The 24,864-nt window shown below is 42.1% G+C and carries 23 protein-coding genes; 18 read left to right on the top strand and 5 right to left on the bottom strand.

Annotated features, from left to right (window positions below):
* Positions 1-18 precede the first annotated feature (18 nt).
* From ICN36_RS05080 to ICN36_RS05100, 5 genes are all read right to left on the bottom strand, one after another.
* Complete coding sequence (locus ICN36_RS05080) at positions 19-741, bottom strand: carotenoid 1,2-hydratase (RefSeq protein WP_216227306.1); 723 nt, start codon at positions 739-741, stop codon at positions 19-21.
* A gap of 194 nt (positions 742-935) precedes the next feature.
* The gene (gene crtD / locus ICN36_RS05085; RefSeq protein WP_216227307.1) at positions 936-2,429 is read right to left on the bottom strand and encodes a 1-hydroxycarotenoid 3,4-desaturase CrtD; all 1,494 of its coding nucleotides are present in this window, start codon (positions 2,427-2,429) and stop codon (positions 936-938) included.
* Positions 2,413-2,694 carry a hypothetical protein gene (locus tag ICN36_RS05090; RefSeq protein ID WP_216227308.1) on the bottom strand — a complete coding sequence of 94 codons (282 nt, stop codon included), beginning with the start codon at positions 2,692-2,694 and terminating at the stop codon, positions 2,413-2,415. Before ICN36_RS05090 ends, crtD begins: the two co-directional genes overlap by 17 nt.
* 417 nt (positions 2,695-3,111) lie before the next feature.
* Positions 3,112-4,536 (bottom strand): transcriptional regulator PpsR, encoded by a 1,425-nt coding sequence (gene ppsR / locus ICN36_RS05095; protein ID WP_216227309.1) that lies wholly within the window; start codon positions 4,534-4,536, stop codon positions 3,112-3,114.
* A 22-nt stretch (positions 4,537-4,558) separates the two neighbouring features.
* Positions 4,559-5,389, bottom strand: a complete 831-nt coding sequence (locus tag ICN36_RS05100) for a B12-binding domain-containing protein (RefSeq protein ID WP_216227310.1) — start codon at positions 5,387-5,389, stop codon at positions 4,559-4,561.
* Positions 5,390-5,587: 198 nt separating this feature from the next.
* Here ICN36_RS05100 and bchF point away from each other — a divergent pair, with 198 nt between their 5' ends.
* The 18 genes from bchF to ICN36_RS05190 all read left to right on the top strand — a co-directional run bounded on the left by bchF (position 5,588) and on the right by ICN36_RS05190 (position 24,864).
* Positions 5,588-6,061: a 2-vinyl bacteriochlorophyllide hydratase gene (gene bchF, locus ICN36_RS05105; RefSeq protein WP_216227311.1), complete on the top strand. Its 474-nt coding sequence runs from the start codon at positions 5,588-5,590 to the stop codon at positions 6,059-6,061.
* On the top strand, positions 6,058-7,350 hold the full coding sequence (locus tag ICN36_RS05110; RefSeq protein WP_216227312.1) for a ferredoxin:protochlorophyllide reductase (ATP-dependent) subunit N: 1,293 nt from the start codon (positions 6,058-6,060) through the stop codon (positions 7,348-7,350). Before bchF ends, ICN36_RS05110 begins: the two co-directional genes overlap by 4 nt.
* Before the next feature lie 11 nt (positions 7,351-7,361).
* A complete protein-coding gene (gene bchB / locus ICN36_RS05115; protein WP_216227313.1) occupies positions 7,362-8,984 on the top strand; it encodes a ferredoxin:protochlorophyllide reductase (ATP-dependent) subunit B in 1,623 nt (540 codons plus the stop codon).
* Positions 8,985-8,994: 10 nt separating this feature from the next.
* A complete protein-coding gene (locus ICN36_RS05120) occupies positions 8,995-12,756 on the top strand; it encodes a magnesium chelatase subunit H (RefSeq protein WP_255531242.1) in 3,762 nt (1,253 codons plus the stop codon).
* Positions 12,756-13,667, top strand: coding sequence for a ferredoxin:protochlorophyllide reductase (ATP-dependent) iron-sulfur ATP-binding protein (gene bchL / locus ICN36_RS05125; protein WP_068949101.1), 912 nt, complete (start codon positions 12,756-12,758; stop codon positions 13,665-13,667). The genes ICN36_RS05120 and bchL overlap by 1 nt, the downstream gene beginning before the upstream one ends.
* A gap of 2 nt (positions 13,668-13,669) precedes the next feature.
* The gene (gene bchM / locus ICN36_RS05130; RefSeq protein ID WP_216227314.1) at positions 13,670-14,371 is read left to right on the top strand and encodes a magnesium protoporphyrin IX methyltransferase; all 702 of its coding nucleotides are present in this window, start codon (positions 13,670-13,672) and stop codon (positions 14,369-14,371) included.
* Entirely contained in the window at positions 14,368-15,798 is a 1,431-nt protein-coding gene (locus ICN36_RS05135) for a BCD family MFS transporter (RefSeq protein WP_216227315.1), read from the top strand. The genes bchM and ICN36_RS05135 overlap by 4 nt, the downstream gene beginning before the upstream one ends.
* Before the next feature lie 23 nt (positions 15,799-15,821).
* Positions 15,822-16,586 carry a photosynthetic reaction center subunit H gene (gene puhA, locus ICN36_RS05140; RefSeq protein WP_216227316.1) on the top strand — a complete coding sequence of 255 codons (765 nt, stop codon included), beginning with the start codon at positions 15,822-15,824 and terminating at the stop codon, positions 16,584-16,586.
* Positions 16,583-17,263, top strand: coding sequence for a photosynthetic complex putative assembly protein PuhB (puhB, locus tag ICN36_RS05145; RefSeq protein ID WP_216227317.1), 681 nt, complete (start codon positions 16,583-16,585; stop codon positions 17,261-17,263). The genes puhA and puhB overlap by 4 nt, the downstream gene beginning before the upstream one ends.
* Positions 17,260-17,703: a photosynthetic complex assembly protein PuhC gene (puhC, locus tag ICN36_RS05150; RefSeq protein ID WP_216227318.1), complete on the top strand. Its 444-nt coding sequence runs from the start codon at positions 17,260-17,262 to the stop codon at positions 17,701-17,703. Before puhB ends, puhC begins: the two co-directional genes overlap by 4 nt.
* 2 nt (positions 17,704-17,705) lie before the next feature.
* Positions 17,706-18,059 carry a hypothetical protein gene (locus ICN36_RS05155; protein WP_216227319.1) on the top strand — a complete coding sequence of 118 codons (354 nt, stop codon included), beginning with the start codon at positions 17,706-17,708 and terminating at the stop codon, positions 18,057-18,059.
* Complete coding sequence (gene acsF / locus ICN36_RS05160) at positions 18,056-19,132, top strand: magnesium-protoporphyrin IX monomethyl ester (oxidative) cyclase (protein WP_255531243.1); 1,077 nt, start codon at positions 18,056-18,058, stop codon at positions 19,130-19,132. Before ICN36_RS05155 ends, acsF begins: the two co-directional genes overlap by 4 nt.
* Before the next feature lie 6 nt (positions 19,133-19,138).
* Positions 19,139-19,897: a putative photosynthetic complex assembly protein PuhE gene (gene puhE, locus ICN36_RS05165; protein WP_216227320.1), complete on the top strand. Its 759-nt coding sequence runs from the start codon at positions 19,139-19,141 to the stop codon at positions 19,895-19,897.
* A gap of 11 nt (positions 19,898-19,908) precedes the next feature.
* Positions 19,909-20,850, top strand: coding sequence for a 4-hydroxy-3-methylbut-2-enyl diphosphate reductase (gene ispH, locus ICN36_RS05170; RefSeq protein WP_216227321.1), 942 nt, complete (start codon positions 19,909-19,911; stop codon positions 20,848-20,850).
* A 113-nt stretch (positions 20,851-20,963) separates the two neighbouring features.
* Positions 20,964-21,848: a chlorophyll synthase ChlG gene (gene chlG / locus ICN36_RS05175; protein ID WP_216227322.1), complete on the top strand. Its 885-nt coding sequence runs from the start codon at positions 20,964-20,966 to the stop codon at positions 21,846-21,848.
* Entirely contained in the window at positions 21,845-23,173 is a 1,329-nt protein-coding gene (locus tag ICN36_RS05180) for a BCD family MFS transporter (protein WP_216227323.1), read from the top strand. The genes chlG and ICN36_RS05180 overlap by 4 nt, the downstream gene beginning before the upstream one ends.
* Before the next feature lie 3 nt (positions 23,174-23,176).
* The gene (locus ICN36_RS05185) at positions 23,177-24,382 is read left to right on the top strand and encodes a geranylgeranyl diphosphate reductase (protein ID WP_068949113.1); all 1,206 of its coding nucleotides are present in this window, start codon (positions 23,177-23,179) and stop codon (positions 24,380-24,382) included.
* Positions 24,379-24,864: a TspO/MBR family protein gene (locus ICN36_RS05190; protein WP_216227324.1), complete on the top strand. Its 486-nt coding sequence runs from the start codon at positions 24,379-24,381 to the stop codon at positions 24,862-24,864. Before ICN36_RS05185 ends, ICN36_RS05190 begins: the two co-directional genes overlap by 4 nt.

The raw sequence follows: 24,864 nt of genomic DNA on the forward strand, positions 1-24,864 counted from the left end.
TTCTATATTGCTAGTTTATTAATATATACGCGTTGGATTTCTAGGCATTCTCCATGGCAGCATAAATTGGACAATGTTGGATTCCAGGCGTTTTATATTTAATGTTTCATGCATCGAAATGACATCCTCTCCAAGTAGTTTTGATGCAATCATCGAGCGAGCATAAAAAGGCGTATCTTCGAAGGTATTCATTACCGTTACCTTGTGATCTGACTCAGAACGCATATTTCGCTGAATTCTCCATCCTGTTTTGCGAAGTTCAACTCTATTTGGCGCCAAAAAATCCTCAGTGCTACCATCCAATTTAAAGATGGTTGCCAAAACCTTTTCAACTCCGTTCTTTTGCCGCACATCATAAATTACAGCAGTGCTTCCATCTTTTAAGTGAGCTCGTGACCAATCCCACTCACTAAAGGGTTTATTGATTGCCTCATCTCCCTCATTAGAGTCAAAGTAAGCATTACCAATCCAGTTTAGATTAGGTTTATTGAAAGAGACTTCGACTCTGGAGGAGGGCGCTATTGGTCCCCAGCGATGCTTCTGTTGATCATCTAGGGCTACTACATGATTAAAAAGTTGCTCTGTAAATACTTTGATGGTTCCCTGAACTCTTTGACCAAGCAAAGGAACTCGCTCATTAATGGTGATAGTAAGAGCGTTATCGTTCCAGCTTAACTGACTGGGACCTATAGTGAACTGATTGGCTGTGCGATGGATTGCATTTTTGCCCCTTTCAGTCATCGTCCAATATTTTTTGGTTGGCGTATAAAGCGCAACATTAATGGAACAAAAGTCTTCAGCTTGTGCAGGCTTGCTTTTATTTGCCCAAGCGTAATAGGGAGAAAAGACGCTGCCAACAAAGGCAATAATGCTAAACCCATTTAAACCATCATCACTAAGGCCGTCAATGTACCACCAAAGATAGTTGCCCGGATTTACCGCTTGGTCAAACCTAGGCGATCCATCAGGGTTGCGGCCGCCAATCGTCCTGACATTGCCGCCATTGGAACTCCCGGACCTGGGTGGGTGCTGCCTCCCGCTAGGAGCAGATTGTTGATTTGCGATTGAGAACCTAGTCTGTGAAATGAGCTCATCCATCCATGAGTTGCTTGGCCATATAGCGCTCCGCCTCGACCCGGAAATAGCATTGAGAAATCCTGAGGGGTCGTTCGCGTAATTTGGGCATCCTCCAGCTGGAGTCCATATTTGTTCATGATTGAAAATGCTTTTTGTTCGCATTGATCGATTTCCTCATTGTTATAAGGTTTTTTTGAGCCATTCGCAGGTGCATTTACTAAACAAAACAATCTTTCAGGCTGATTATTCTCAAGTGCTAAATCATTTCTATCTTGAGCGCAGATATAGACTGTTGGGTTGAGTGGAAGGCGCTGTTTTTCAAAAATATCAGAAAATTCGCTCTGATAGGGCTGATTAAAAAACACGTTATGACGCACCAGAGGGAATCCAGAGGATTTCACCTTCATTGACCAAGTCACCGCTGATAGGGAGTCTGTTTGTTTGAGCTTGGAAGGTATCGCAGTACTTACTCTCTCGCCTAATAAGTGATTTTTTAAAGCGTTTACATCACCATTAAAAATGAGGTAATCACATTCTAGAAATTCACCACTTTTGAGATGTACACCACTAATTTGCGAACCAGCCAGCTCAAGATAATCAACCTCTGAGTCATAGCGGAATTTACAACCCTTTTTTTGTGCTAACCTAGCTATTACCTCAGGTATTTTTGCTATGCCACCTTTGATTGACCAAACTCCATCCATTTCTACTTGGGCAATCAACATCAGAGTTGCCGGAGCTAAATAGGGAGACGAGCCACAGTAAGTTGCATAACGTCCAAAGAGTTGATGTAAGCGTGGGTCTGGAAAGTATTTTTCTAGAGCGGACCAAAGACTGCTAAAGGGTCCGATATCCCATAATATTTTACTTTTCTCAATTCCTAATGCACCCATCATTCCCAGCATGCTGGGGCGTGTAGATTCTATAAAGGGCTGTTTTAAGGATTCGTAAACTTTTTTAGCTTTACTACAGAACTCTAAAAATAATTGTGCTTGTTTGGGATTGCAAAACTGAGCGATAGCATCTGCGCTTTTTTTGTTGTCAGCATATAAGTCTAGATAGTCGTCGCCCCAACTATGTCTAGCAAGGATATCTAAAGCCTCTAACTCAAATTCAGAAGAAAAATTTTCATCACAATTATCAAATAATTTTTCAAAAACCCAGCGCATTGTAAAGACCGTAGGCCCTGAATCTATCAACGCACCATCAATATCGATTTGACGAATTTTCCCTCCTGGGTAGCTATTCTTTTCAAGAATGGTAACGTTGAGACCATGGTGAGCTAGCTCTAGAGCGGCTGTAAGACCAGCAATACCTGCACCAACTATGAGGACCTTAGGGGATTTGGACATATTTGCCTTGCCAAACACCGCTTGCTGAGCCGACCTTAAAGCGAGTGAACATAGATTCTGAAAAGTAATTCTCTCCGTACGCTGCTTTTATGGCCGAGAGATGTGCGCCTGATTGTGCATACGCATCAATGGATTTGAGATTTTCCCAGATAGTAAATGTAGCTTGACGAAAGTAGGGTGCTTCTCCTAGTCCAGCCGTCAGAATCGATCCTGATGCTTCTTTAATAGCTTCTTCTGCTGGTTTTGCTTTGGCCCAAAATTTCACTGCTTTGAAAGGTCTTATTGATGCCCTGGTAAGAGATGCTATGAGCCCACTTTCAGGGGGAGAGCTTAAATCATTTATTGAGAAGCCTGACCATGATCCTCGGCTGGAATAAGCAAAGAGTGTAGCTATAAAGAACTCATTAGCATGGGATCTGTACGCTTTGACAGTGGGAGATGCTTGCTGAAAAATTTCTGCGTTTTGTTTTGTATCAAAAATACAAAAGAATCCCTGTTTAGTAAGACTTGGCTTGGTACTAAAGCCACCATTGAAACCTGACCCTAGGATCTTACAAAAGAGGAGGCCTGGAATATTCCTGAATGGAAATTTACCAAAAATATAGCGACTAAACCCCCACAACCTAGATCCAGACGCAATATCTATTAAAACCAGTACTGCCGTCTGTTCACTCATGAGGTCTTATGAATCTAAATCATCGCTAACGTTGTTATCGACAATACCAAAACGTCTCATTTTGATATAGAGACCTTGGCGTGATAATCCCAGCAGCTCGGCAGCTGAGGCCCTGTTAGACATGGTGAGATCGAGGGCTGCTAGGATACAAAGTTTTTCAATAATGTCTGTTGTTTCAGTGACAATTTGCTTAAGCGGAACTTTGCCAACTAATTGGGTAAGCTCTTTTGCATTCTTGCCCAAGTTATCTGATTTGCTTGCTGGCTCACGAGAAGTTTTTGATATTTGATGAATGCCAATGGCTACAGCTGATAATTTTCCAGCATTGAAATTTGTTGCCGATATGACAACATTTATCGGTGAGCTGCCATCATCAGTAGTGATGGTGCTTGCATAGTCTTTAATTACTCCATACTCACGTACAGTCCCTAGAATAATTTTTAAATCAATACTGGCTCTACCAAGCCATAGCTCAAAAGACTTACCAAGAATATTATCTTTCTGAGTAGTTTGTGACATTGAAAGAAAAGCGTTATTCGCGGTCAAAATAACGCCATTTGTACTGCAAATGATGAAGCCATCTTGGAAATCTTCGATTGCTTGTGATACCAAGACGCTTTGATCGCTTGCATTACCAACTTGAATGCCGCTAGCTTTAGGCTTTACCGTAACTAGGCAGATATTGTGATTACCTTCGCGTAAAAGTACGCTGGAAATTTCTACATCTTCCTGAAGGTTCTCTAGGGTCGAATGAATAGAGGATTGCATGATCCCCGACTTAGATCCAGTAAGGTATTCTTGTATAGCGACATGATCCTTAGTCGGAAAAAGATTGGTAAATAGCTTGCCCTGAATCTTTTTAAGATCACCTACTAAAAACCCGGCGGATTTATTTACTTCTAAAATTTTCAGCGTCAAGCTATCAACAATTAAATAGGCCTGATCAATGCTATTAAATAATTGTAAGTATCGATTTTCTATTGCATGAAGACTTGCATAGTCCCGCTCAATTTCTTGTTGAGATTGAACTAATTTTTGTTGAAGGGCGGATAGGCCGCTAAGATCTTTACCGATTGCAATCAGCTTATTTTGTTGCTGAAAAAAAAGCGTACTAAATTGAATGGGAATGGAAGAAGAGTCACCCATCTCTTGATTTACTTGACGCCAATTCTGCTCTTCACTATTGCTAGTTGTTTTAAGTAGTGCGTTTACCTTCGGCTGGCTATCAATCGCAACAGTGTCTATCCATTTTTTCCCAAGCAATGACTGTGTCTTGGTATGAACTGGTTTTGAGCCGTCGATGACTTTCTCAATCATTCCAGATTGATCGATGACTAAAACGAGATCTACAGAATGAGCAAGCAGAGAAGCTGCTTGATTTACATTTAATGTATTTAGTTCAGGTGTGGCTAAATTCACAATTTTGGTCACAATATTTTTTCTACTTATGCATCTAAGTGTTATTTTCTATTAGGCTGAGATGCTGATCTAACTTTTGCACAGATTCTTTAGGAGTAAAAGCTTTGACATCTGCCTGAATATGATTAAACTTTTCAGGCGCTTTATTATAGAGCGGACCTCCAATTAGAACAAGGATTTGAGGGTTATTAGATTTTCCCTTGAGTAACTTAATTAAGCTTGGAAGCTCCTGAAGTTGCTCATAAGTAGAAATAGATATTCCTAATACATGGTGATGTTTTGATTCAATTTCATGAATTATTGCATTCAGTCCATTATTAGCTGGCCGATAAACCTGCCAGCCAGAATAGGTAAAGAAGTTAGATAAGATTAATGTTCCAAGAGAGTGCTGTGAGTCCGGAAAGAGGGAGATCAGAATTGATTTGTCCTGTCGCTTTTCTAATTGAGTAGCTTGGAATAAGTAATCCAGTTTATGTATTGCGCGCTCTAGCTTTCCAACCCCAATGGATACCTCGGCAAAACTTAATGTATCCTCCTCCCATTGCTTCCCCAGCTTCTTGGCGATTTCGGGAATAAGCTCTAAAACAATATAGTTAATTGATACTCCATGAGTTTTTAATACGGTGATTGCAAGCTCGAATGCGCCTTCTTCTGCATCAAGTAATAACTCAGTAATTTTGCATACCTGCTCTTCGTTTAACGCTTTTTGGTTTTTATGTTGAGCTGCTGGAGTTTGAATCCAGCTTTCATTGGATGGTGGGTTAAGGGTTGACTTATCAACCTTGCGTTCAATCTCTTCAATTAGCCTGGGTAATTGAGTGCTGAAAACTTCCCTGATGAGTTCTTTTTTGACTAAGGTGTCCATCAATGCTCCCGAGGATAAAAGTTGCTTATCAACGTTACTTATATGTAAAATAAATATTACATTTATGTCCTTAATAATGCAATTATTTTTGATATTTAAGGGTTATTACCTACCTAAATAGGGGTAAGTACTAGTTTTAGTAAGGCGTATTTGGCGTAAAGTTTTGTTTACACAAAGCCAATAAGACAGCGCCAAAAAATGAAGATTAGTAAGCCACTTTACAGCCAAGAGCAGCGTGCAAAACGCGATGCAACTGTGTGGACCTTGGTTCAGGGAATCTTGGCACCAATTCAATTTTTAGTTTGTTTGATTAGTCTCACTTTAGTCTTGCGATACCTCATTGGTGGTGAGGGGTATGAAATAGCAACTATCTCTGTGATAGTCAAAACAATCTTCCTCTATTTGATCATGTTGACTGGAAGTATTTGGGAGAAGGTTGTATTTGGTAAATATCTCTTTGCCGAGAGCTTCTTTTGGGAAGACGTATTTAGTATGCTCGTGATCTCTTTGCATACTTTGTATCTTTATTTCCTCATCGTTGGGGGAATGGGTAAAGAGGGCTTAATGTATCTCGCATTAGCCGCATATACCTCCTACTTTGTTAATGCTGGGCAATTTATTTATAAGCTCAGGATGGCCCGCCTACAAGTGAGTAATGGGGTGGTTGCATGAATGCCATTGTTGAATTGCCCCAAGACCATTTGAATAAATCAGGGAAAAGTATTCCTATTTATAAAGAACGTGGTCAAAGAGAGGTGTTTTGTGGTCTGACAGGAATTATTTGGCTGCATCGTAAGATTCAAGATGCTTTCTTCTTAGTTGTCGGTTCTCGTACTTGCGCACACTTAGTACAGTCTGCGGCTGGCGTAATGATTTTTGCCGAGCCCCGTTTTGCTACGGCCATTATTGATGATCGTGATCTAGCGGGTTTGGCAGATGCGCACGAGGAGTTAGATCGCGTTGTGAAGGCCTTACTGGCTAGGCGCCCCGACATTAAGATGCTTTTTTTAGTTGGCTCTTGTCCATCGGAGGTAATTAAATTAGATCTATCTCGCGCTGCTCAGCGATTGAGTAAGGAATTTGTCAGCAAATGCCGCATATTAAGTTACTCCGGCAGTGGAATTGAGACAACTTTTACACAGGGTGAGGATGCTTGCTTAGCTTCACTCATTAACGATACCCCTAAACAGGTAGCGGCAAAAGACAAAAATCTATTAATCGTAGGTTGCTTGCCAGACGTCGTTGAAGATCAATTCAAACGACTTTTTACTGAGCTTGGCATTGAAAATGTTTCCTTTTTCCCGCCAAAAAATTCTCAACAGTCAATTGAAATACATGGCAGTACACAATATCTATTGGCTCAGCCATTCTTAGCTGAGACAGCTAGATTGATTGAAGAGCGTGGCGCAAAAAGAATCGCAGCACCATTTCCTTTTGGAATTGAAGGAACTACCGCCTGGCTAAAAGCAGCCGCTCATTTGTGGGGAATTACATCAGAACATTTTGAAGGTGTAACTCAGGGAAAAATTGAGCGGGCAAAAAAAAGTTTGGCACGCTATCTTCCGGTACTGGAAAACAAGACCATTTCTTTTTTCCCCGACTCGCAATTAGAAATTCCTTTGGCACGATTTTTATCTCGTGAGTGCGGTATGAGGGTGCTTGAAATTGGGACGCCTTACCTTCACAAGCAGCATTTAGAGTGCGAGCTAGATTTATTGCCAGAGGGCTCAAAAATTGTAGAGGGGCAGGATCTTGAGCGCCAATTAGATCGTTGTCGCGCCGATCAACCCGATATTGTGGTTTGCGGCCTTGGGCTGGCAAATCCCCTAGAAGCAGAGGGAATCACTACAAAGTGGTCTATTGAGCTGGTATTTAGTCCCGTGCATGGCTATGAGCAAGCTGCTGATTTGGCAGAGCTTTTCGCACGTCCTTTAAATCGCAGTATGAAGTTAGCGGCATAAGGAATAGGTCCATGCAACTAACACTCTGGACTTATGAAGGCCCTCCACATATTGGTGCAATGCGAATTGCTGCATCAATGACTGACTTACATTATGTTTTGCATTCTCCCCAGGGAGATACTTACGCAGATTTACTATTTACGATGATTGGCAGGTCTCGTAAGCGTCCTCCAGTTACCTATACGACCTTTCAGGCAAGGGATCTAGGAGGGGATACTGCCCAGCTATTTCAGGATTCTGTGAATAACGCATATCAGCGTTTTCAACCTAAGGCGATGATTGTCGGAGCATCTTGTACTGCTGAGTTAATTCAGGATGACCCAGGTGGTCTAGCTAGAGCACTTACTCTGCCAATTCCGGTGATTCCTCTAGAGCTACCTTCGTATCAGAAAAAGGAAAACTGGGGTGCCTCAGAAACTTTCTATCACATTGTTCGTGGTTTGGTAGCTGTAGATAAATCCATTTCAGCTCAGCAGTATCAAGAGAATCGCACTGCTAGTAAGCAAGAAGGTCAGAAACCTACTTGCAATATTTTGGGACCAACAGCCTTAGGGTTCAGAAATCGTGATGATGTACAGGAGATTCAGGGCTTATTGGAATCTATGGGCATTGAAGTGAGGGTAGTAGCCCCTTTAAATGCATCTGTATCTGATCTGGCCAAGATCCCGGCGGCTGATTTCAATGTATCACTCTATCCTGAGATTAGTCAGCTGACTTGCACTTGGTTGAATAAAACCTTTGGACAGCCATTTACAAAGATTATTCCAATTGGTACTAAAGCGACTAAGGCATTTATTGAGGAGGTAGCACGGCTCGCCAATCTCAATCCTGAGTCCACCTTAGCAAATCAAGAGGAGCGGGCACACTGGTATGCAAAATCAGTTGACTCTACTTATTTAACTGATAAACGGGTATTTATTTTTGGTGATGCAAGTCACGTTATCGCTGCAGCCAAGGTGGCCGCAGATGAAATTGGTTTTAAGGTAGTCGGTTTAGGAACATATAGCCGTGAATTTGCTCGTGAAGTACGCGAAGCAGCAAAACTGTACGATGTTGAAGCGCTCATTACTGATGATTATTTAGAGGTCGAGCAAAAAGTATCTGAATTAGCTCCAGATCTAGTTTTAGGTACTCAGATGGAGCGCCATATCGCTAAGAGATTAGGCATTCCTTGTGCAGTAATTTCTGCACCAGTGCATGTACAAGACTTCCCTGCGCGCTATTCCCCTCAGATGGGCTTTGAGGGTGCCAATGTCTTATTTGATACTTGGATTCATCCTCTGATGATGGGGCTTGAAGAGCATCTGATCATGATGTTTCGGGATGATTTTGAATTTAGTGCAAAAGCTGCGCCTTCTCATTTAGGGCATGCAGCCCCACCCGAATCTAGCCAGTCAAAGACCTCACAGATTTCTGTAGCAAGCCCATCCCCCATCAAGATTAATGCAGGAGAGGCAATATCTAGCTCTGTTGATAGTTTGTGGGCTGCCGATGCTGAAAAAGAGTTGGGAAAGATTCCATTTTTTGTCAGAGGGAAGGCGCGTCGTAATACTGAAAAATTTGCAGTTGAGCATGGTATTAGTCACATCACCATTGAAACCCTCTACGATGCAAAGGCTCACTATGGTAGATAAGCATATTCCTATGAGAGTTGCAATTATCACCATGGATACGCACCTATCCAGTGCGACAGAGAGGGCTCGTTATGCACTTAAAAAGAAAATTCCAGGACTGGAATTATCTATTCATGCTGCTTCAGCTTGGACGGTCGATAGCAAAGCGCTTGATAGCTGCATTCAGGATATCGAGGCAGCTGACATTCTGATTGTGACGATGCTGTTCATGGAAGATCACTACAAGCCTGTAATTGAGGCCTTAAAAGCTCGCCGTGATCATTGCGATGCCATGATTTGTGCAATGTCAGCAGGTGAAGTGGTTTCCCTCACTCGTATGGGCGGGTTCGATATGGGTAAGCCGGCGACTGGATTGATGGCTTTATTAAAGCGTTTGCGCGGAAATAAAGAGAAGGCTCAAACTGGTGGTGCAGCACAAATGCGAATGCTCCGTCGTTTGCCAAAAATTCTCCGATTTATTCCAGGTAACGCACAAGACGTCAGAGCCTATTTCTTGACATTGCAATATTGGTTGGGTGGCTCCGAGGAAAACCTCTTCCATATGGTGACCAATTTAGTTAATCGTTATGCCGCCGGTGAGAGACAAGTTTTAAGGACTAAAGAAAAGCTTATTGAGCCAGTCATTTATCCTGATAACGGTATTTATCATCCACGGCTCAAAGGCCGTATGAGTGAGTCTATTGATGATTTACCTAAATTGGTTTCTGATAAGAAATCCAAAGGTCGGGTTGGACTGCTTTTGCTGAGATCTTATATCTTGGCTGGCAATACTTTGCATTATGACTCAGTGATTGCTTCGCTAGAAGCTCAGGGTTTACAGGTTCTACCAATCTTTGCTGTTGGTCTTGATGCAAGACCTGCGATAGATCAATTTTTCTACCAAAATGGAAAAAATATAGTTGATGCAGTAGTTTCTTTAACTGGATTTTCATTGGTTGGCGGTCCAGCATATAACGATGCAAAAGCAGCTGAAGAAGTATTGGCATCTCTTGATGTGCCTTACCTTGCAGCACAGCCACTGGAGTTCCAGACATTAAATGAATGGGGTAGCTCTGATCGCGGATTACTCCCAGTTGAAAATACCCTGATGATTGCCATACCAGAATTAGATGGTGCGATTGTGCCTATGGTATTTGGTGGTCGCGCAGGTGATGCTGATGTGCAATGCAAGGGCTGTCATAAAGGCTGTGTATTTGAGGCCAGCATCAATCGGCATGACATGCACACTTGTGTAGAACGAACTGCAATGTTGGCTGCAAGAGTAAGTAAGTTGGTCGCTTTGCGTAAATCAGAGATGGCCAATAGAAAAGTTGCGCTAGTCATGTTTAACTTTCCTCCAAATGCTGGTAGGGTAGGAACGGCGGCACACCTAAGTGTATTTGAGTCAGTCTTCAATACATTAAATAGCCTTAAGGCAGAGGGATACACAGTTGATGTACCGAATTCAGTAGATGAGTTTAGGAATCAAATATTGGCGGGGAATTCTAAAGAATTTGGTACCGATGCAAATGTACATACGCAAGTTGACGCAAACGACTACATCAAACGTGAGCCTTGGCTAAAAGAGATTGAATCCCAATGGGGTCCTGCACCAGGTACTTTTCTAACGAACGGAGCCTCAATTTTTATTCTTGGAAAACAGTTTGGAAATGTTTTTGTAGCACTACAGCCTGGATTTGGTTACGAAGGCGATCCTATGCGCTTGTTGCATGAAAAAGGATTTGCTCCTACCCATGCTTTTTCAGCGTTCTATCGCTATATTCGAGAGGACTTTGCAGCATCCGCTGTGCTTCATTTTGGCACGCATGGTGCACTTGAATTTATGCCTGGTAAGCAATCGGGTATGTCCGGCGCTTGCTGGCCAGACCGTCTAATTCATGATTTACCAAATCTTTACATTTATGCATCAAACAATCCTTCCGAGGGTGCGATTGCTAAAAGACGTGCTGGAGCAACGTTAATTAGCTATTTGACTCCTCCTGTGTCTCAGGCTGGCTTGTATCAAGGCCTGCTTGAGTTTAAGGAAGCGGTTGAACATTGGCGCAAATTAGCTCCAATGGCTAAAGATACCTCATGGGATGCCAATCAAATCGAGCTATTGGATTCATTGCAAGCGCAAGCAGTGAGTTTAGAGTTTGAAGTAGCTGAGCCCTTATGGAAAAATTTAGATGCAAATAAAGTCAACGCAATTGTTTTACGTCTTAGTGAAAAGATTCTCGAATTAGAGTACGCCCTAATTCCTTATGGATTACATATTTTAGGAGCGCCTGTAAATTTTGAGCAAAGTATTGAGATGCTACTCAGTTACTTATCAGTGCAAGATGGTGAGCTACAGAATATTAATAAAGAAGCTTTAGCTGAGTTGATTCAAGGTGGCGGGATTGAGCTATTCGCAAAAAACCAAAATTTAACACTTAGTGAGAGCCTAAGGACCGAAATAAACCAAGTATTAACAATGTATCGTGAGCTTCAATCTGATAGTGAAATGCAGGGGATTTTAAAAGCCTTGGATGGTCGTTACATCAGGCCAGCGCCTGGCGGAGATGTTCTGCGAAACCCACAAGTCTTACCTACTGGACGTAATGTTCACGGCTTTGATCCATTTCGTATTCCTAGTAAGTTCGCTATGAAAGACGGTCAATATCAGGCAAGCAAGCTTCTGGAGCGTTATCAGGCTGATGGAAATCCTTTGCCAGAGTCGATTGCTATGGTTTTATGGGGTACTGATAATTTAAAAACTGAGGGCGGTCCCATCGCACAAATATTTGCGTTAATGGGCGCATTACCCCGTTTTGATAGTTTTGGTCGGTTAGCAGGAGCCCAATTAATTTCCTTGGAAGAGTTGGGGCGTCCAAGAATAGACGTCATGGTATCGATTTCTGGAATTTTTAGAGACTTGATGCCATTACAGATTCGGATTCTTGCAGAAGCCGCCTATTTAGCTGCATCAGCTGACGAACCATTAGAGCAAAATTTTATTCGTAAACATGCACTTTCGTATCAGGCATTGCATCAATGCGATCTCGAAACTGCATCATTGCGTGTTTTCGGTAATGCTGAAAGTGCTTACGGCGCTAATGTCAACATGATGATTGACAATGGATTATGGCAAGACGAAAACGAATTAGCGGAGACATATACACGCCGCAAAAGCTTTGCGTACGGAAGATCCGGGATTCCTGTATTGCAGTCAGAACTACTCAATAATATTCTTGCAGATGTTGAACTAGCTTATCAAAATCTCGATTCAATCGAGTTGGGTGTTACTACTATTGATACTTATTTTGATACCTTAGGTGGTGTTAGTAGGGCTGTTCGCAGAGCCAAGGGCGGAAAAGCTGCACCAGTATATATAGGCGACCAAACTAAGGGTGACGCGGTAGTTAGAACCCTAAATGAGCAAGTTTCTCTTGAAACCCGCTCACGCATGCTAAATCCAAAGTGGTACGAAGGAATGTTAAAGCACGGCTATGAAGGCGTTCGTCAACTAGAGAGTCACTTAACCAATACTGTTGGTTGGTCAGCTACTACTGGCCAAGTCGAGCCCTGGGTGTACCAGCATTTAACCCAAACATTCATCCTAGATCCTGAGATGCGTGAACGTTTAATGAGTTTAAACCCAGCCTCATCTGCAAAGGTTGCAAGTCGTTTATTAGAGGCTTCCGAAAGAAACTATTGGAAGCCTGAACCATCCGTATTGGAAACATTACGTCGTGTAGCCAATGATTTTGAAGATCGACTTGAAGGTGTCTATGAAGGAGTACCTATTTAATGAACACAGTTAGTGTCCCAGTTTCATCCATCGGTACTAAAACTAAGCCATTAGATGGTGAGGGTAGCTTGCAGGTACACCTTGACCCTAATGAAAAGATCGGCAATGCAAAGGTATTTGCTATTTATGGCAAAGGGGGAATAGGTAAAAGTACAACATCCTCAAACTTATCTGCAGCTTTCTCTTTGTTAGGCAAGCGAGTAATACAGATTGGTTGTGATCCTAAGCATGACTCTACTTTTACTTTGACTAAAAAACTCGTTCCGACAGTGATTGATATTTTAGAGTCGGTTGATTTTCACTCTGAAGAATTAAGGGTCGAAGATTTTGTTTACGAGGGATTTAATGGGGTTATGTGCGTGGAGGCGGGTGGACCTCCTGCAGGAACAGGATGCGGTGGATACGTCGTTGGTCAAACCGTCAAATTATTAAAAGAACACCATTTACTTGAAGATACGGATATTGTGATCTTTGACGTTTTGGGTGATGTAGTTTGCGGTGGATTTGCTGCTCCTTTGCAACATGCTGATCGCGCCTTAATTGTCGCTGCAAATGATTTTGATTCTATTTTTGCAATGAATCGAATTGTTCAGGCAATTAGTGCAAAGGCTAAAAATTACAACGTAAGGCTAGGTGGCGTAATTGCAAACCGCAGTCAAGACACAGATCAAATTGATAAATTTAATGATCGTGTCGGCTTGAAGAAGATGGCCCACTTTCCTGACTTAGATGCTATACGTAAAAGTCGCTTAAAGAAGTGCACCATTTTTGAGATGGAGTCTACGCCAGAAATCGAGAAGGTTAAGGAGGAATATCTTCGCTTGGCAGCTAGCTTACTGTTAGATGATGACCCCTTAATCATGGAATCACTCAAAGATCGTGAAATTTTTGACCTACTAGGATTTGATTAATCATGGATGCTATTTCATATTTAAGTAGACGGGGTAAGTTGCAAGATTATTTTGATCGAACAGCTCTCGACGCCTGGGCGAAACTAACATCGGATGCACCAGTAAGCGGAATTCGGGCCACTGTGAGAGCGGGTCGAGATCAAATGCGCAATAGCATCATTGGTCGATTACCAGAAAACCTTCATGGAAAAAGAGTCCTTGATGCGGGATGTGGTACCGGAGCTTTAGCGCTTGAGTTGGCAAAAAAAGGCGCTAAGGTAATGGCCGTTGATTTATCTCCTCAGCTCATCAAATTAGCCCAAGACAGAATTGCCGAGCATGATCGCCAAAATATAGAGTTTCATGCTGGCGATATGCTGGATGAGGCTTTAGGTGAATTTGATTATGTAGTAGGGATGGATTCAATGATTCACTATTGTGCTGCCGACATGCTGGTAGTCCTGGAGAAGTTATCACCTCGTGTTAAAGACAAGATCTTATTTACATTTGCGCCGAGCACCTTACCGTTAGAGGTTATGATTCGAGTTGGTCGCCTGTTTCCAAGAAAGAACCGGGCTCCTTTCATTGAGCCTATAAGCCACCTAAAGCTTCATAAGCTTATCTCCCAATCTCCTTGGTTTGTTGATTGGGGAACCCCTTTTACTAATTTGGTATCTAGTGGTTTTTATAAGTCGCAACTGATGGAGTTGCAAAAAAAATCATGATTAAGTTATCAAGGATGGCTAAGACATGGATGAGGATAAACCCTCGGTTTTTGCCTTTTGCTGATGTAGCTACTCCTAATTTGCCTTTAAGCCGACTCTTACGACTTTCATTGTTCCAAGTTTCAGTTGGCATGGCCACCTCATTATTGGTTGGAACCTTGAATCGTGTCATGATTGTTGAGTTGGGAATGGAAGCATGGTTGGTTGCGTTGATGGTAGCGCTCCCGTTGATTTTTGCCCCATTTAGAGCTCTTATTGGCCATAAGTCTGATGTTCATCGGTCAATTTTGGGTTGGAGAAGAGTTCCTTACATTTGGATTGGCACTTGGCTGCAATTTGGCGGTCTTGCCATCATGCCTTTTGCCTTAATCATTCTCTCTGGGGATACGCATTGGCCGATTTGGTTTAGTTATTTAGGAGCCGGATTTGCTTTCCTATTAGTTGGTGCTGGGATGCAGACAACTCAAACAGCTGGTTTGGCTCTTGCGACGGATTTAGCCGATGAAAAAAATAGACCCCGAGTAGTAGCAATGATGTATGTGATGTTGCTAGTGGGCATGGTAGTAAGTGGAATTTTATTTAGTATATTTTTGAAGCCGTTTAGCCCATTACAACTTGTTAAAGTAATTCAGGGTGTAGCTTTAGTTACCTTGTTGCTAAACATATCCGCGCTTTGGAAGCAAGAGGCAAGGCAACCAAAAAATACATCCCCCTCGACTCCGCAGCCTAAATTTAGCCAAAGTTGGCAAGACTTTATTAAAGCACCCAATGTACGCCGTTTTTTAATTATGTTGGGGCTTGGTACCACTGCTTTTAGTATGCAAGACATCATTTTGGAGCCTTATGGCGGTGAAATCTTAAAGCTCGATGTATCTGCAACTAGTTTCCTAACTGCTTTAATTGCCTGTGGATCATTAACAGCATTTTCTCTCTCTGCGCGTTGGTTAAGTCGAGGATATAACGCATACAGAATAGCTTCTGTTGGTCTATTGCTAGGTTTGATTGCATTCACATTAGTCATTTTTTCTGAACCTATGGATTCGCCAAATTTATTCAGGGCAGGGGCTTTGTTGATCGGCTTTAGTGGCGGCTTATTTGCGGTCAGTACGCTGACCATTGCAATGAGTATGGATAAAGAAAATATGAGTGGAATGGTAATAGGCGCTTGGGGGGCTGTTACAGCAACATGTTCCGGTATTGGCATGTCATTGGGTGGTGTGGTGCGCGATGTAGTAGCCGATCTGGCAATGAATGGAGTTATTGGATCTGCCCTAATAAGCCCTGCAACTGGATATAGCTTCGTCTATCACATTGAAATTTATTTGTTATTTATTACTTTGGTTGCTTTAGGTCCATTAGTCAACAAAGGATCCAATAAGGTTGGTTCAAAAATGAGTAAGTTTGGTCTAGCTGATTTTCCAGGCTAGTTTTTTTAAAGAAGGAGAGAAAAATGGGTACAGGTGCAATTACACAATATGTTGATGTAGCTCAAGTTGTGGTTTACCTTTTTTTGTTTTTCTTTGTTGGATTGGTTGTCTATCTAACATTGGAAAGCAAAAGAGAAGGATTTCCATTGGAGACGGAGCGTTTTGGAAAGATTCGTCGCGAGTATGGAATTCTTGGTATGCCGCGTATTAAAAAGTTTGTTACAGAATTTGGCGAGATTTATCTAGCCCCATTGGCAAGTCCTCCTGATACTGAAAAAGTCTCAGCAGTGCCTATTCATCCATGGAACGGTGCACCCTTAGCACCAGTTGGAAACCCTCTCCTGGCCGGTGTCGGTCCTGGTTCATATGCCAATAGAGCTGATCATGTTGATTATGATCTAGAGGGCCACGCGCGTATCCGTCCATTGCGAAAATTACACGAAATTTCAATATCTAAGATTGATACCAACCCAATTGGCTTAAGTGTTATCGGGGCAGATGGCCAAAAAGCTGGAACTGTAACGGATGTCTGGGTAGATCATATGGAAATGTTGATTCGCTATCTAGAGGTAGATGTTGCTGGCAATAGGACGCTGCTACCAATCAATTTTTCACGGATAGGAAAGAGGGATATCAAAGTTCAGTCAATTCTTGCTGAACAATTCAATCAGGTCCCTAAGACTAAGCATCCTGAAGAAGTAACTTTGCTAGAGGAAGAAAAAATCATGGCCTACTTTGGTGCGGGCACTTTATACGCTACTCCAGGTCGTCAGGAACCGCTGATATGAGTTTGAATATCCACAGCAGTCCGGAGCATGAGTTTGAGCCGGAATTAGGGCTTCCAGAAAAGCTGCCGGAAGGGGAGAAAGTGTTATGGCAAGGCTCTCCAGATCTGAAAACTTTATTACTTAAAGTTTTTCATATGAAGGGTCTTGTTCTATATTTTGGGTTATTGCTAGCCTATCGAGTTATTAGTGGCGTGCTAGATAGTGAAGCCCTATACCCCATGCTTCTCTCAATATTGCAAATAATTATTTTTTCAAGTTTGGGACTTGGCTTAATTGGCTTATTAGGCTACCTCATGGCATCTACAGCTGTGTATACGATCACTAATAAAAGGGTGGTGATGCGGATTGGGATTGTACTCAATATGACTTTTAACTTTCCACTTAAACAGATCGAGTCAGCCGATTGTGGGCTTACTAAAGATGGTTATGGCGATATCTATATGAAGTTAAATAAGGGTACTAAGATCGCTATTTTTCATCTTTGGCCCCATTCAAGGCCGACTAAATGGGCTGTTCCGCAACCTAGCTTAAGGTGTATCAAGAATTGTGCTGAAGTTGCGCAAATTTTGGTTGATGCCTGGTCTGTGCAAAATAATGTGATTTCGCGTTCTGTTCAGATCAGCAAGAATGCATCAGATGAGTCAAAGCGTCATTTCACAGGGGTTGAAACAGCATGATTCTTCAGATGACTACTGCACGCATACAAAATTACATTGGATTAGTAATTTTCGCTGCTTTGGTGATGGTGGTTATTGGTGTTGGTAGTTTCATGAAGGCTGGAGCCTTAGAGCGCCAGGCAGATGCTAGTGTATTGGTTCAAAAAGATCTCTATTTTAGGGATCTACCGGATGGATCGGTTGGGGTCATTTCTGCTAATAATGGAGAGGTAATAGCAAAAGTAACAGGGCAGGCCGGATTTGTGAGGGGGATTCTCAGGGCAATGGCGCGTGAACGCCGCATTCGTCAAATTACAAGTGATGAAGCTTTTTTATTGATTAGTCACTCTGACGGTAGGCTAACTTTAGTAGATCCGGCTACTCAGAATCGAATTGATTTAGAGTCATTTGGAAAAGATAACGCGGCTGAGTTTGCTGCATTTTTAAATAGTCTGAGGTAGAGATGTCAACACAGCTAGTGAATTGTCATATTGATATGTCCAACACATCTGAATTTTTGTATGCACACGTTGATCTTAATGGTGTCAAGGTGGGGCCAGGCGATGCAGTTTTAGTACATAACCCAATCGTAGATATTGAATATGGAGAAATTCTTAGCTACAGCAGAACGGCGACGGTTTCAAAGGCTGGGATTTTTTCGCGCCTGTGGGTCTACCTTACTGCAAGGCTAGAAATTACTATGTTGTACGAGGTCAGTTTTTCTACAACTCGATTCAGTAAAGCCAAAAGATACCCAAGGCCAAATGTGAAGCAAGAAATTAGCCCATTAATTATGCAAGAAGGAGTAAAGGCATGAGCGCATCCACTACCAGCATGGATTCTGTTCGTCCAATTAATGAATCAACTGATAGGGCTTTGGAAAATACCATTCTTAGCCCACGCTTTTATACAACTGATTTTGATGAAATGGATCGATTTGACATTTCTTCTGTAAAGCCTGAATGGGATAAATTAATGCAAGAATTTGATCGGGATATTAATCAGGCGCATTTTCAGCGCCCTGAAGATATGTCCAAGGATTATTCGCATTTACCAGATGGCCTATATCAGGAATTTTTAGATTTCTTAATTAGCTCGATTACATCCGAATTTTCAGGTTGCGTTCTTTATTCTGAGATTAAAAAATCGATTAACAATCCAGATCTTAAAAGCCTTTTTTCTTATATGGCTCGAGATGAAAGTAGGCATGCTGGATTTATTAACCAATGGCTGAAGGATTTCGGTATTGGCGTAGATTTGGGTTTCTTGGCAAGAACTAAAAAATACACCTTCTTTAAGCCGAAATTTATTTTTTATGCAACCTACCTATCGGAAAAGATCGGATATGCAAGATATATTACGATTTACCGAATAATTCAAAACAAGCCTGAATTACGTTTTCATCCAATATTTCTCTGGTTTGAAAAGTGGTGTAACGACGAGTTTCGCCATGGCGAAGCATTTGCTTTATTGATGCGCTCAAACCCAAATCTGCTAAGCGGTGTTAATAAGCTCTGGATTCGTTTCTTCTTATTGGCGGTATATGCCACGATGTATGTTAGAGATCATTCCCGTCCAGAGTTTCATAAGGCGCTCGGTGTTTCCCCATCAGACTATGACCGTAAAGTATTGCAAATTACTTCAGATATTACTAAGCAAGTATTTCCTTTCACTATTGATTTAGACAATCCACGACTCTGGGAAGGATTCGACAAATTAAGAAGGATTTCCGATGAGGTTGAGGAGTTAAAGCTGATAGGAGGGCCTTTGTCCCTAATCAAACGTGGATACCTAGCAGCCTGCGCAATGGTTACATTTGTGAAAATTTATACCATGCCCGTTGTTCCAAATGAGCTTCCTCAAGACATTCGTCTTGCTCCTGTTTGGTAACTACTCATGTATTTTTGGATAAGCCCTTTAATTTTTACCATTTTTATATGGTGGTTTAGTACAGGACTTATTTTAAAAATTAATAGCCTTCCAAGACGCTTTTACAAAGCAATATTTGTTATTTCGATTGTGACCCTGATTTTTGCATTTTGGGGCCTACAAATATCTAGTCAGGAGGCAACTATTGCCGGCGCTTATTGTTCATTTACATGTGCCATTATTATTTGGGGGTGGCAAGAGCTTGCATTTTTACTCGGCTACATCACAGGATCACGGCGATCAGATTGCCCAAAGGATTCAGGCGGCTTACGACGTGCCTGGTATGCATTTCAAACGATCAATTATCACGAATTAACTTTATTGGGTTTGGGTCTCGTTCTATTTTTGATTAATCTTGACTCCGCCAATCAAACTGGCTTTTGGACCTACGTTATTTTGTGGGGGATGAGGCAAAGCACTAAGGTAAATATCTTTTTGGGAGTCTTGAATTTCAATGAAGCATTTTTGCCTCAGCATTTGAAATATCTAATTACATACTTTAGACGTAGGGCTATGAATTTATTGATGCCTTTTTCTATTCTCGTGTCTTTGCTTATTCTTATTCCAATCTGGTCTCATGCAGCCTCTGAATCTTCCCTATTTGAAACAACTTCTTCTGCACTTTTGGGAACCTTATTAGGGCTTGGTCTGTTGGAGCATTTATTTCTCATACTTCCATTTCCAAATGAGTGGTTATGGAAGTGGGGCTATAAGAATAATCGCTAGAGAGAATCTATATGATCTCATCTAAAACCATTTATCTTGCTCAACCGCGAGGATTTTGTGCAGGCGTCGAAAGGGCAATCCTTATTGTGGAGGAAGCCCTTAAGAGATTCGGTGCCCCAATCTATGTAAGACATGAAATTATTCATAATGCTTATGTAGTAAAAGATTTTGAAAGTAAGGGAGTTATTTTTGTAAACGACTTATCTCTCGTCCCTAAGGGGGCTATCCTTATATTTAGTGCACATGGTGTATCCAAGGCAGTGAGGTTTGAGGCTGATGAGCATGAACTTACAGTTTTTGACGCTACTTGCCCATTGGTAGCAAAGGTCCATGCTGAAGTAGTGCGCTTAAAAGAGCGTGGTTATCAAATTATTATGATTGGTCACCATGGCCATCCTGAGGTAGAGGGGACTATGGGGCAAGTTGATGCATCCATTCATCTTATTGAGTGCTTATCTGATGTAGCCAAATTAAAATTTAGTGAGAGTGATTTATTGGCTTACGTAACTCAAACTACTTTATCCATTGATGAGACTCATGAGATTACTGCTGCATTAGTTCGAAGATATCCGCAGATACACGCGCCTAAGCGACAAGATATTTGTTATGCAACACAAAATCGCCAGGATGCCGTTAAGGCGATGGCACCTCAAGTCGACTTAATTATTGTTGTCGGAAGTCAAAATAGTTCAAATTCCAAACGACTTCAAGAATTAGCTAGCAGTTTGCATATTCCTGCTTATTTGGTTGATGAACCAAGCCAAATCCAAAATAAATGGTTTAGAGGGGTAGCGAATATTGGAATTACCGCTGGCGCATCTGCTCCCGAGGCATTAACCGCCAAAATTATTGAGGCGGTTGGCGTTATCTGTCAGGCCAAAATACTGGCTCTAGACGGCATTGAAGAGAACGTCAATTTCTCTTTACCAAAAGCCTTATTGCAGGCTGCATAAACCCCTAAAATTGCCTTTCTTATTGATATATAAGGGTTTTCACTGGTAAAAACAGGCTATAAAAGTGTCAAATTTAATTGACACTTTAAAATGTCAATGACAAAATCATTTGCATGAATCTGCCAGAACCTAGAGCAATTTTGACGCTTTTGAAACCTATCACATGGTTTCCTCCAATGTGGGCGTTTGCTTGCGGCTCCATCACTGGCAGTGAAACAATCAATCAACATCTCCCAATATTTTTCTTGGGTTTACTTTTAACTGGCCCCCTTGTTTGCGCTTCAAGTCAGGCTATAAATGACTGGTACGATCGTCATGTTGATGCAATCAATGAACCAGATAGGCCAATACCATCAGGCAGAATTCCTGGAAGTTGGGGATTATATATAGCCATTATTTGGTCTCTGATTTCGCTTTATGCTGCCAGCTACTTAGGTGCGATTGGTTTTTTAGCGACTGTTTTAGCTTTAGTCTTGGCTTGGCTGTACAGCATGCCACCGATACGATTTAAAAATAATGGTTGGATTGGAAACCTTGCTTGTGGAGTGAGCTATGAAGGTTTGGCTTGGATAACAGGCGCAACATTGTTATCAGGTGGATCTATTCCAAATAAACCATCGCTATTGCTCGCAGGTTTATATAGCGCAAGTGCCCACGGCATCATGACCTTGAATGATTTCAAGGCGATTGAGGGCGATAGACAAATGGGCGTGCGCTCATTACCTGTTCAGCTGGGAGCAAAAAGAGCAGCTCAATTTTCTGCGGCATTTATGTTAATCCCGCAGATCTTGGTAATGATCTTATTGTCTTATTGGGATAAGCAGGGTTATGCCATCGTTATTGGGGTATTAATGATGGGGCAGGTTTTCCTGTTAGTTGATTTCCTCAAAAAACCTATACAAAAAGCACTTTTTTTTAGTGGCTTTGGCGTTCCATTGTTAGTGTCGGGGATGATGGTCGCAGCATTTGCAGTCAACAGCATGGAGTTGGGATCATGAGTATCGCAATTGCTCAAGCTGTCGCTCGTCACTCTACATTTGGATGGCTCAGTATTGTGCGATTGGGTCTTGTCCAAGCTTCAATTGGTGCCATTGTCGTCATGACAACCTCAACACTAAACCGCATTATGGTGGTTGAATTGGCTTTACCTGCTAGCCTTCCTGGGCTTTTGGTTGCTATTCATTATTTCGTGCAGGTTATTAGGCCGCGGATGGGTTTTGAATCCGATAGTGGCTCGAAGAAAACGCCTTGGATTATCGGCGGTGTTGCATTGCTAGCATTAGGTGGATTTGGCGCGGCTATTGCTACGACATTGATGGGCGTTAATTTAATTATCGGAATTTTGGCTGCAATACTAGCCTTCTTCTTAATTGGCATTGGTGTCAGTATGAGCGGCACATCATTGCTTGCCTTGTTGGCAAAAGGTGTGAGTGACGACCGTAGGGCTGCTGCAGCAACAACCGTTTGGCTGATGATGATTTTTGGGTTTGCATTGACTAGTGGATTAGCAGGGAAATTTTTAGATCCTTATGCCCCTGAAAAGGTAATTCTGATTTCAGGGATCATCTCGCTAGTTGCTATTGCACTTACATCATTAGCCCTATACAGGCTAGAAGGCTCTGACCTTGAAAATAAGATATCCAAGACCAAAGAAAAAATCCCTTTCAAGAGCGCCCTTAGTGAGATCCTATCCGATCCGGATACTAAAAAATTCACCATTTTTATCTTTTTGTCGATGCTTGCTTTTAGTGCCCAAGACTTAATTTTGGAGCCTTTTGCGGGAATCATTTTCAAATACACGCTTGGAGAAACGACTAGTCTTTCAGGAATTCAACATTCCGGGGTTTTAACTGGAATGCTCTTGGTTGCCGTTTGTGGCTCAAGTAGATTAAGGCGCTACTTCGGGTCTTTAAGGTCATGGATGATTTATGGCTGCCTCGCATCAGCATTGGCAATGTTTGGATTGGTAATGGCCGGAATATTAGAAGGTGAATGGCCTCTAAAGCTCAATGTGTATGTTTTGGGTCTTGCAAATGGAGCATTTTCAATTGCGGCAATCGCATCAATGATGCGCTTGGCGGTAGTTGGGGGTGGCGGAAAAGAGGGGGTCAGAATTGGCCTTTGGGGTGGTGCTCAAGCAATAGCGTTTGGTCTTGGAGGCCTATTGGGGGCTGGCGCTAGTGATCTAGCCCGTTCAATATTCACGAATCCTGCCTGGGCCTATGCAAGTGTATTTTTTATAGAGGCAATTTTATTTGTTGCCTCTGCCTACATGGCATCTTTGGTTGAACGCAAATCCACTAATGAATTCAAGGCGGGGTGAAGAATGTCATCAGAATTGATTTATGACGCAGTAGTTGTTGGTGGTGGACCAGCCGGTGCTACCGCTGCACATACTCTAGCGCTAAAGGGAATGAAAGTTCTCTTGCTGGACAAACGGGGAAGAATTAAGCCATGTGGAGGCGCTATTCCCCCCAGATTAATTAAAGATTTTCAGATTCCTGATGAATTACTGGTTGCTCGAGCAAAATCAGCACGCATGGTTTCGCCTAGCGGGAAAGCAGTAGATATTCCGATTGAAAATGGTTTTGTAGGAATGGTGGATCGAGCACAATTTGATGAATGGTTAAGAAAGCGTGCCGTAAATGCGGGCGCCGAAAGAGAAGATGGTTTATTTGAAACCCTGACAAGGGAGAATTCTCATGTCCGGATTCATTATCGATCTAGGGGCGCCCGTGATGGCGATCATGGTTCTATAAAGAGCGTTTTAGCCAAATCAGTTATTGGCGCCGATGGTGCTAAATCCCAAGTGGGTAGAAGTGCCGGGGTTAAGGGGTGCGCAGAGGCAAATTATGTATTTGCTTATCACGAGATTATTAAAACCCCTAAGGACAGCCCAAGCTCATTTGACGCAAGTCGATGCGATGTTCTCTATCAGCAACCGGTATCTCCTGACTTTTATGGTTGGGTGTTCCCCCATGGCGATACGATCAGTATTGGAACTGGCAGTGCTGATAAGGGTTTCTCTCTCCGCAATGCAGTAGGGAAATTGAGGAAGGATATTGGATTAGAGCATGCTGAGCTAGTTCGACATGAGGGCGCGCCGCTACCTATGAAGCCTTTAAAAAAGTGGGATGACGGAAAGCAGGTTGTACTGGCTGGTGATGCTGCAGGAGTTGTAGCGCCAGCATCTGGTGAGGGGATTTATTACGCCATGCTTGGTGGTCAATTAGCGGGTGAGGCTATTGCTGAATTTGTAGAGACGCAAAACCCGGCAAAACTACAACTCGCGAGAAAAAGATTTATGAAAGAGCATCGTATGACGTTTCTGGTGCTTGGAATCATGCAATATTTTTGGTATTCAACTGATAAACGTCGCGAGAGTTTTGTAAAAATGTGTGAGGACAAAGATGTGCAAAGACTCACCTTTGAGTCTTATATGAACAAAAAGTTGGTTCGCAAAAAACCTCTTGCACATTTCAAAATCTTTATTAAAGATATGGGACATCTGCTAGGGCTAGCAAAGGTATGAAAATTTTCTTTCAACATAAGTACCTTTTGTTGGTTGCCATTTGGATGGTTGGCACATCATTAATGGGGGGTCTTGCAACAGAAATAGGCCCTTGGTACTTTTCATTAAAGCAGCCGGACTGGAAACCCCCAGATTGGGCTTTTGGTGTCATCTGGACCATTATTTTTGTTTTATCAGCAATCGCCTGGATGATTGCATTTAATAGCAATCCATCTCCATCTCAGAAAAATAAGATTATTACTTTATTTTTTTTGAATGGATTTTTAAATGTGCTTTGGAGTGTTTTCTATTTCAGGATGCACCATCCAGACTGGTCCTTAATAGAAGCATGCTTCCTGTGGGGCTCAGTGTTGGGGATTATTTTAGTGATTTGGCCGATTAGAAAGTTAGCCGCATTACTAATGGTTCCATACTTAATATGGGTAAGTATCGCCATGCGCTTGAATTGGGAAACGATGGTCTTAAACCCAGGGGCCTACTAA

Source organism: Polynucleobacter sp. UK-Gri1-W3 (assembly GCF_018881595.1).
Classification (GTDB): Bacteria; Pseudomonadota; Gammaproteobacteria; order Burkholderiales; family Burkholderiaceae; genus Polynucleobacter.

Bases quoted from the DNA above. Each gene is read 5' to 3' on its own strand.
- ICN36_RS05080 (WP_216227306.1), bottom strand. From the start codon at position 741: ATGACTGAAAGGGGCAAAAATGCAATCCATCGCACAGCCAATCAGTTC.
- crtD (WP_216227307.1), bottom strand. From the start codon at position 2,429: ATGTCCAAATCCCCTAAGGTCCTCATAGTTGGTGCAGGTATTGCTGGT.
- ICN36_RS05100 (WP_216227310.1), bottom strand. From the start codon at position 5,389: ATGGACACCTTAGTCAAAAAAGAACTCATCAGGGAAGTTTTCAGCACT.
- bchF (WP_216227311.1), top strand. From the start codon at position 5,588: ATGAAGATTAGTAAGCCACTTTACAGCCAAGAGCAGCGTGCAAAACGC.
- ICN36_RS05110 (WP_216227312.1), top strand. From the start codon at position 6,058: ATGAATGCCATTGTTGAATTGCCCCAAGACCATTTGAATAAATCAGGG.
- bchB (WP_216227313.1), top strand. From the start codon at position 7,362: ATGCAACTAACACTCTGGACTTATGAAGGCCCTCCACATATTGGTGCA.
- ICN36_RS05120 (WP_255531242.1), top strand. From the start codon at position 8,995: ATGAGAGTTGCAATTATCACCATGGATACGCACCTATCCAGTGCGACA.
- bchL (WP_068949101.1), top strand. From the start codon at position 12,756: ATGAACACAGTTAGTGTCCCAGTTTCATCCATCGGTACTAAAACTAAG.
- bchM (WP_216227314.1), top strand. From the start codon at position 13,670: ATGGATGCTATTTCATATTTAAGTAGACGGGGTAAGTTGCAAGATTAT.
- ICN36_RS05135 (WP_216227315.1), top strand. From the start codon at position 14,368: ATGATTAAGTTATCAAGGATGGCTAAGACATGGATGAGGATAAACCCT.
- puhA (WP_216227316.1), top strand. From the start codon at position 15,822: ATGGGTACAGGTGCAATTACACAATATGTTGATGTAGCTCAAGTTGTG.
- puhB (WP_216227317.1), top strand. From the start codon at position 16,583: ATGAGTTTGAATATCCACAGCAGTCCGGAGCATGAGTTTGAGCCGGAA.
- puhC (WP_216227318.1), top strand. From the start codon at position 17,260: ATGATTCTTCAGATGACTACTGCACGCATACAAAATTACATTGGATTA.
- ICN36_RS05155 (WP_216227319.1), top strand. From the start codon at position 17,706: ATGTCAACACAGCTAGTGAATTGTCATATTGATATGTCCAACACATCT.
- acsF (WP_255531243.1), top strand. From the start codon at position 18,056: ATGAGCGCATCCACTACCAGCATGGATTCTGTTCGTCCAATTAATGAA.
- puhE (WP_216227320.1), top strand. From the start codon at position 19,139: ATGTATTTTTGGATAAGCCCTTTAATTTTTACCATTTTTATATGGTGG.
- ispH (WP_216227321.1), top strand. From the start codon at position 19,909: ATGATCTCATCTAAAACCATTTATCTTGCTCAACCGCGAGGATTTTGT.
- chlG (WP_216227322.1), top strand. From the start codon at position 20,964: ATGAATCTGCCAGAACCTAGAGCAATTTTGACGCTTTTGAAACCTATC.
- ICN36_RS05180 (WP_216227323.1), top strand. From the start codon at position 21,845: ATGAGTATCGCAATTGCTCAAGCTGTCGCTCGTCACTCTACATTTGGA.
- ICN36_RS05185 (WP_068949113.1), top strand. From the start codon at position 23,177: ATGTCATCAGAATTGATTTATGACGCAGTAGTTGTTGGTGGTGGACCA.
- ICN36_RS05190 (WP_216227324.1), top strand. From the start codon at position 24,379: ATGAAAATTTTCTTTCAACATAAGTACCTTTTGTTGGTTGCCATTTGG.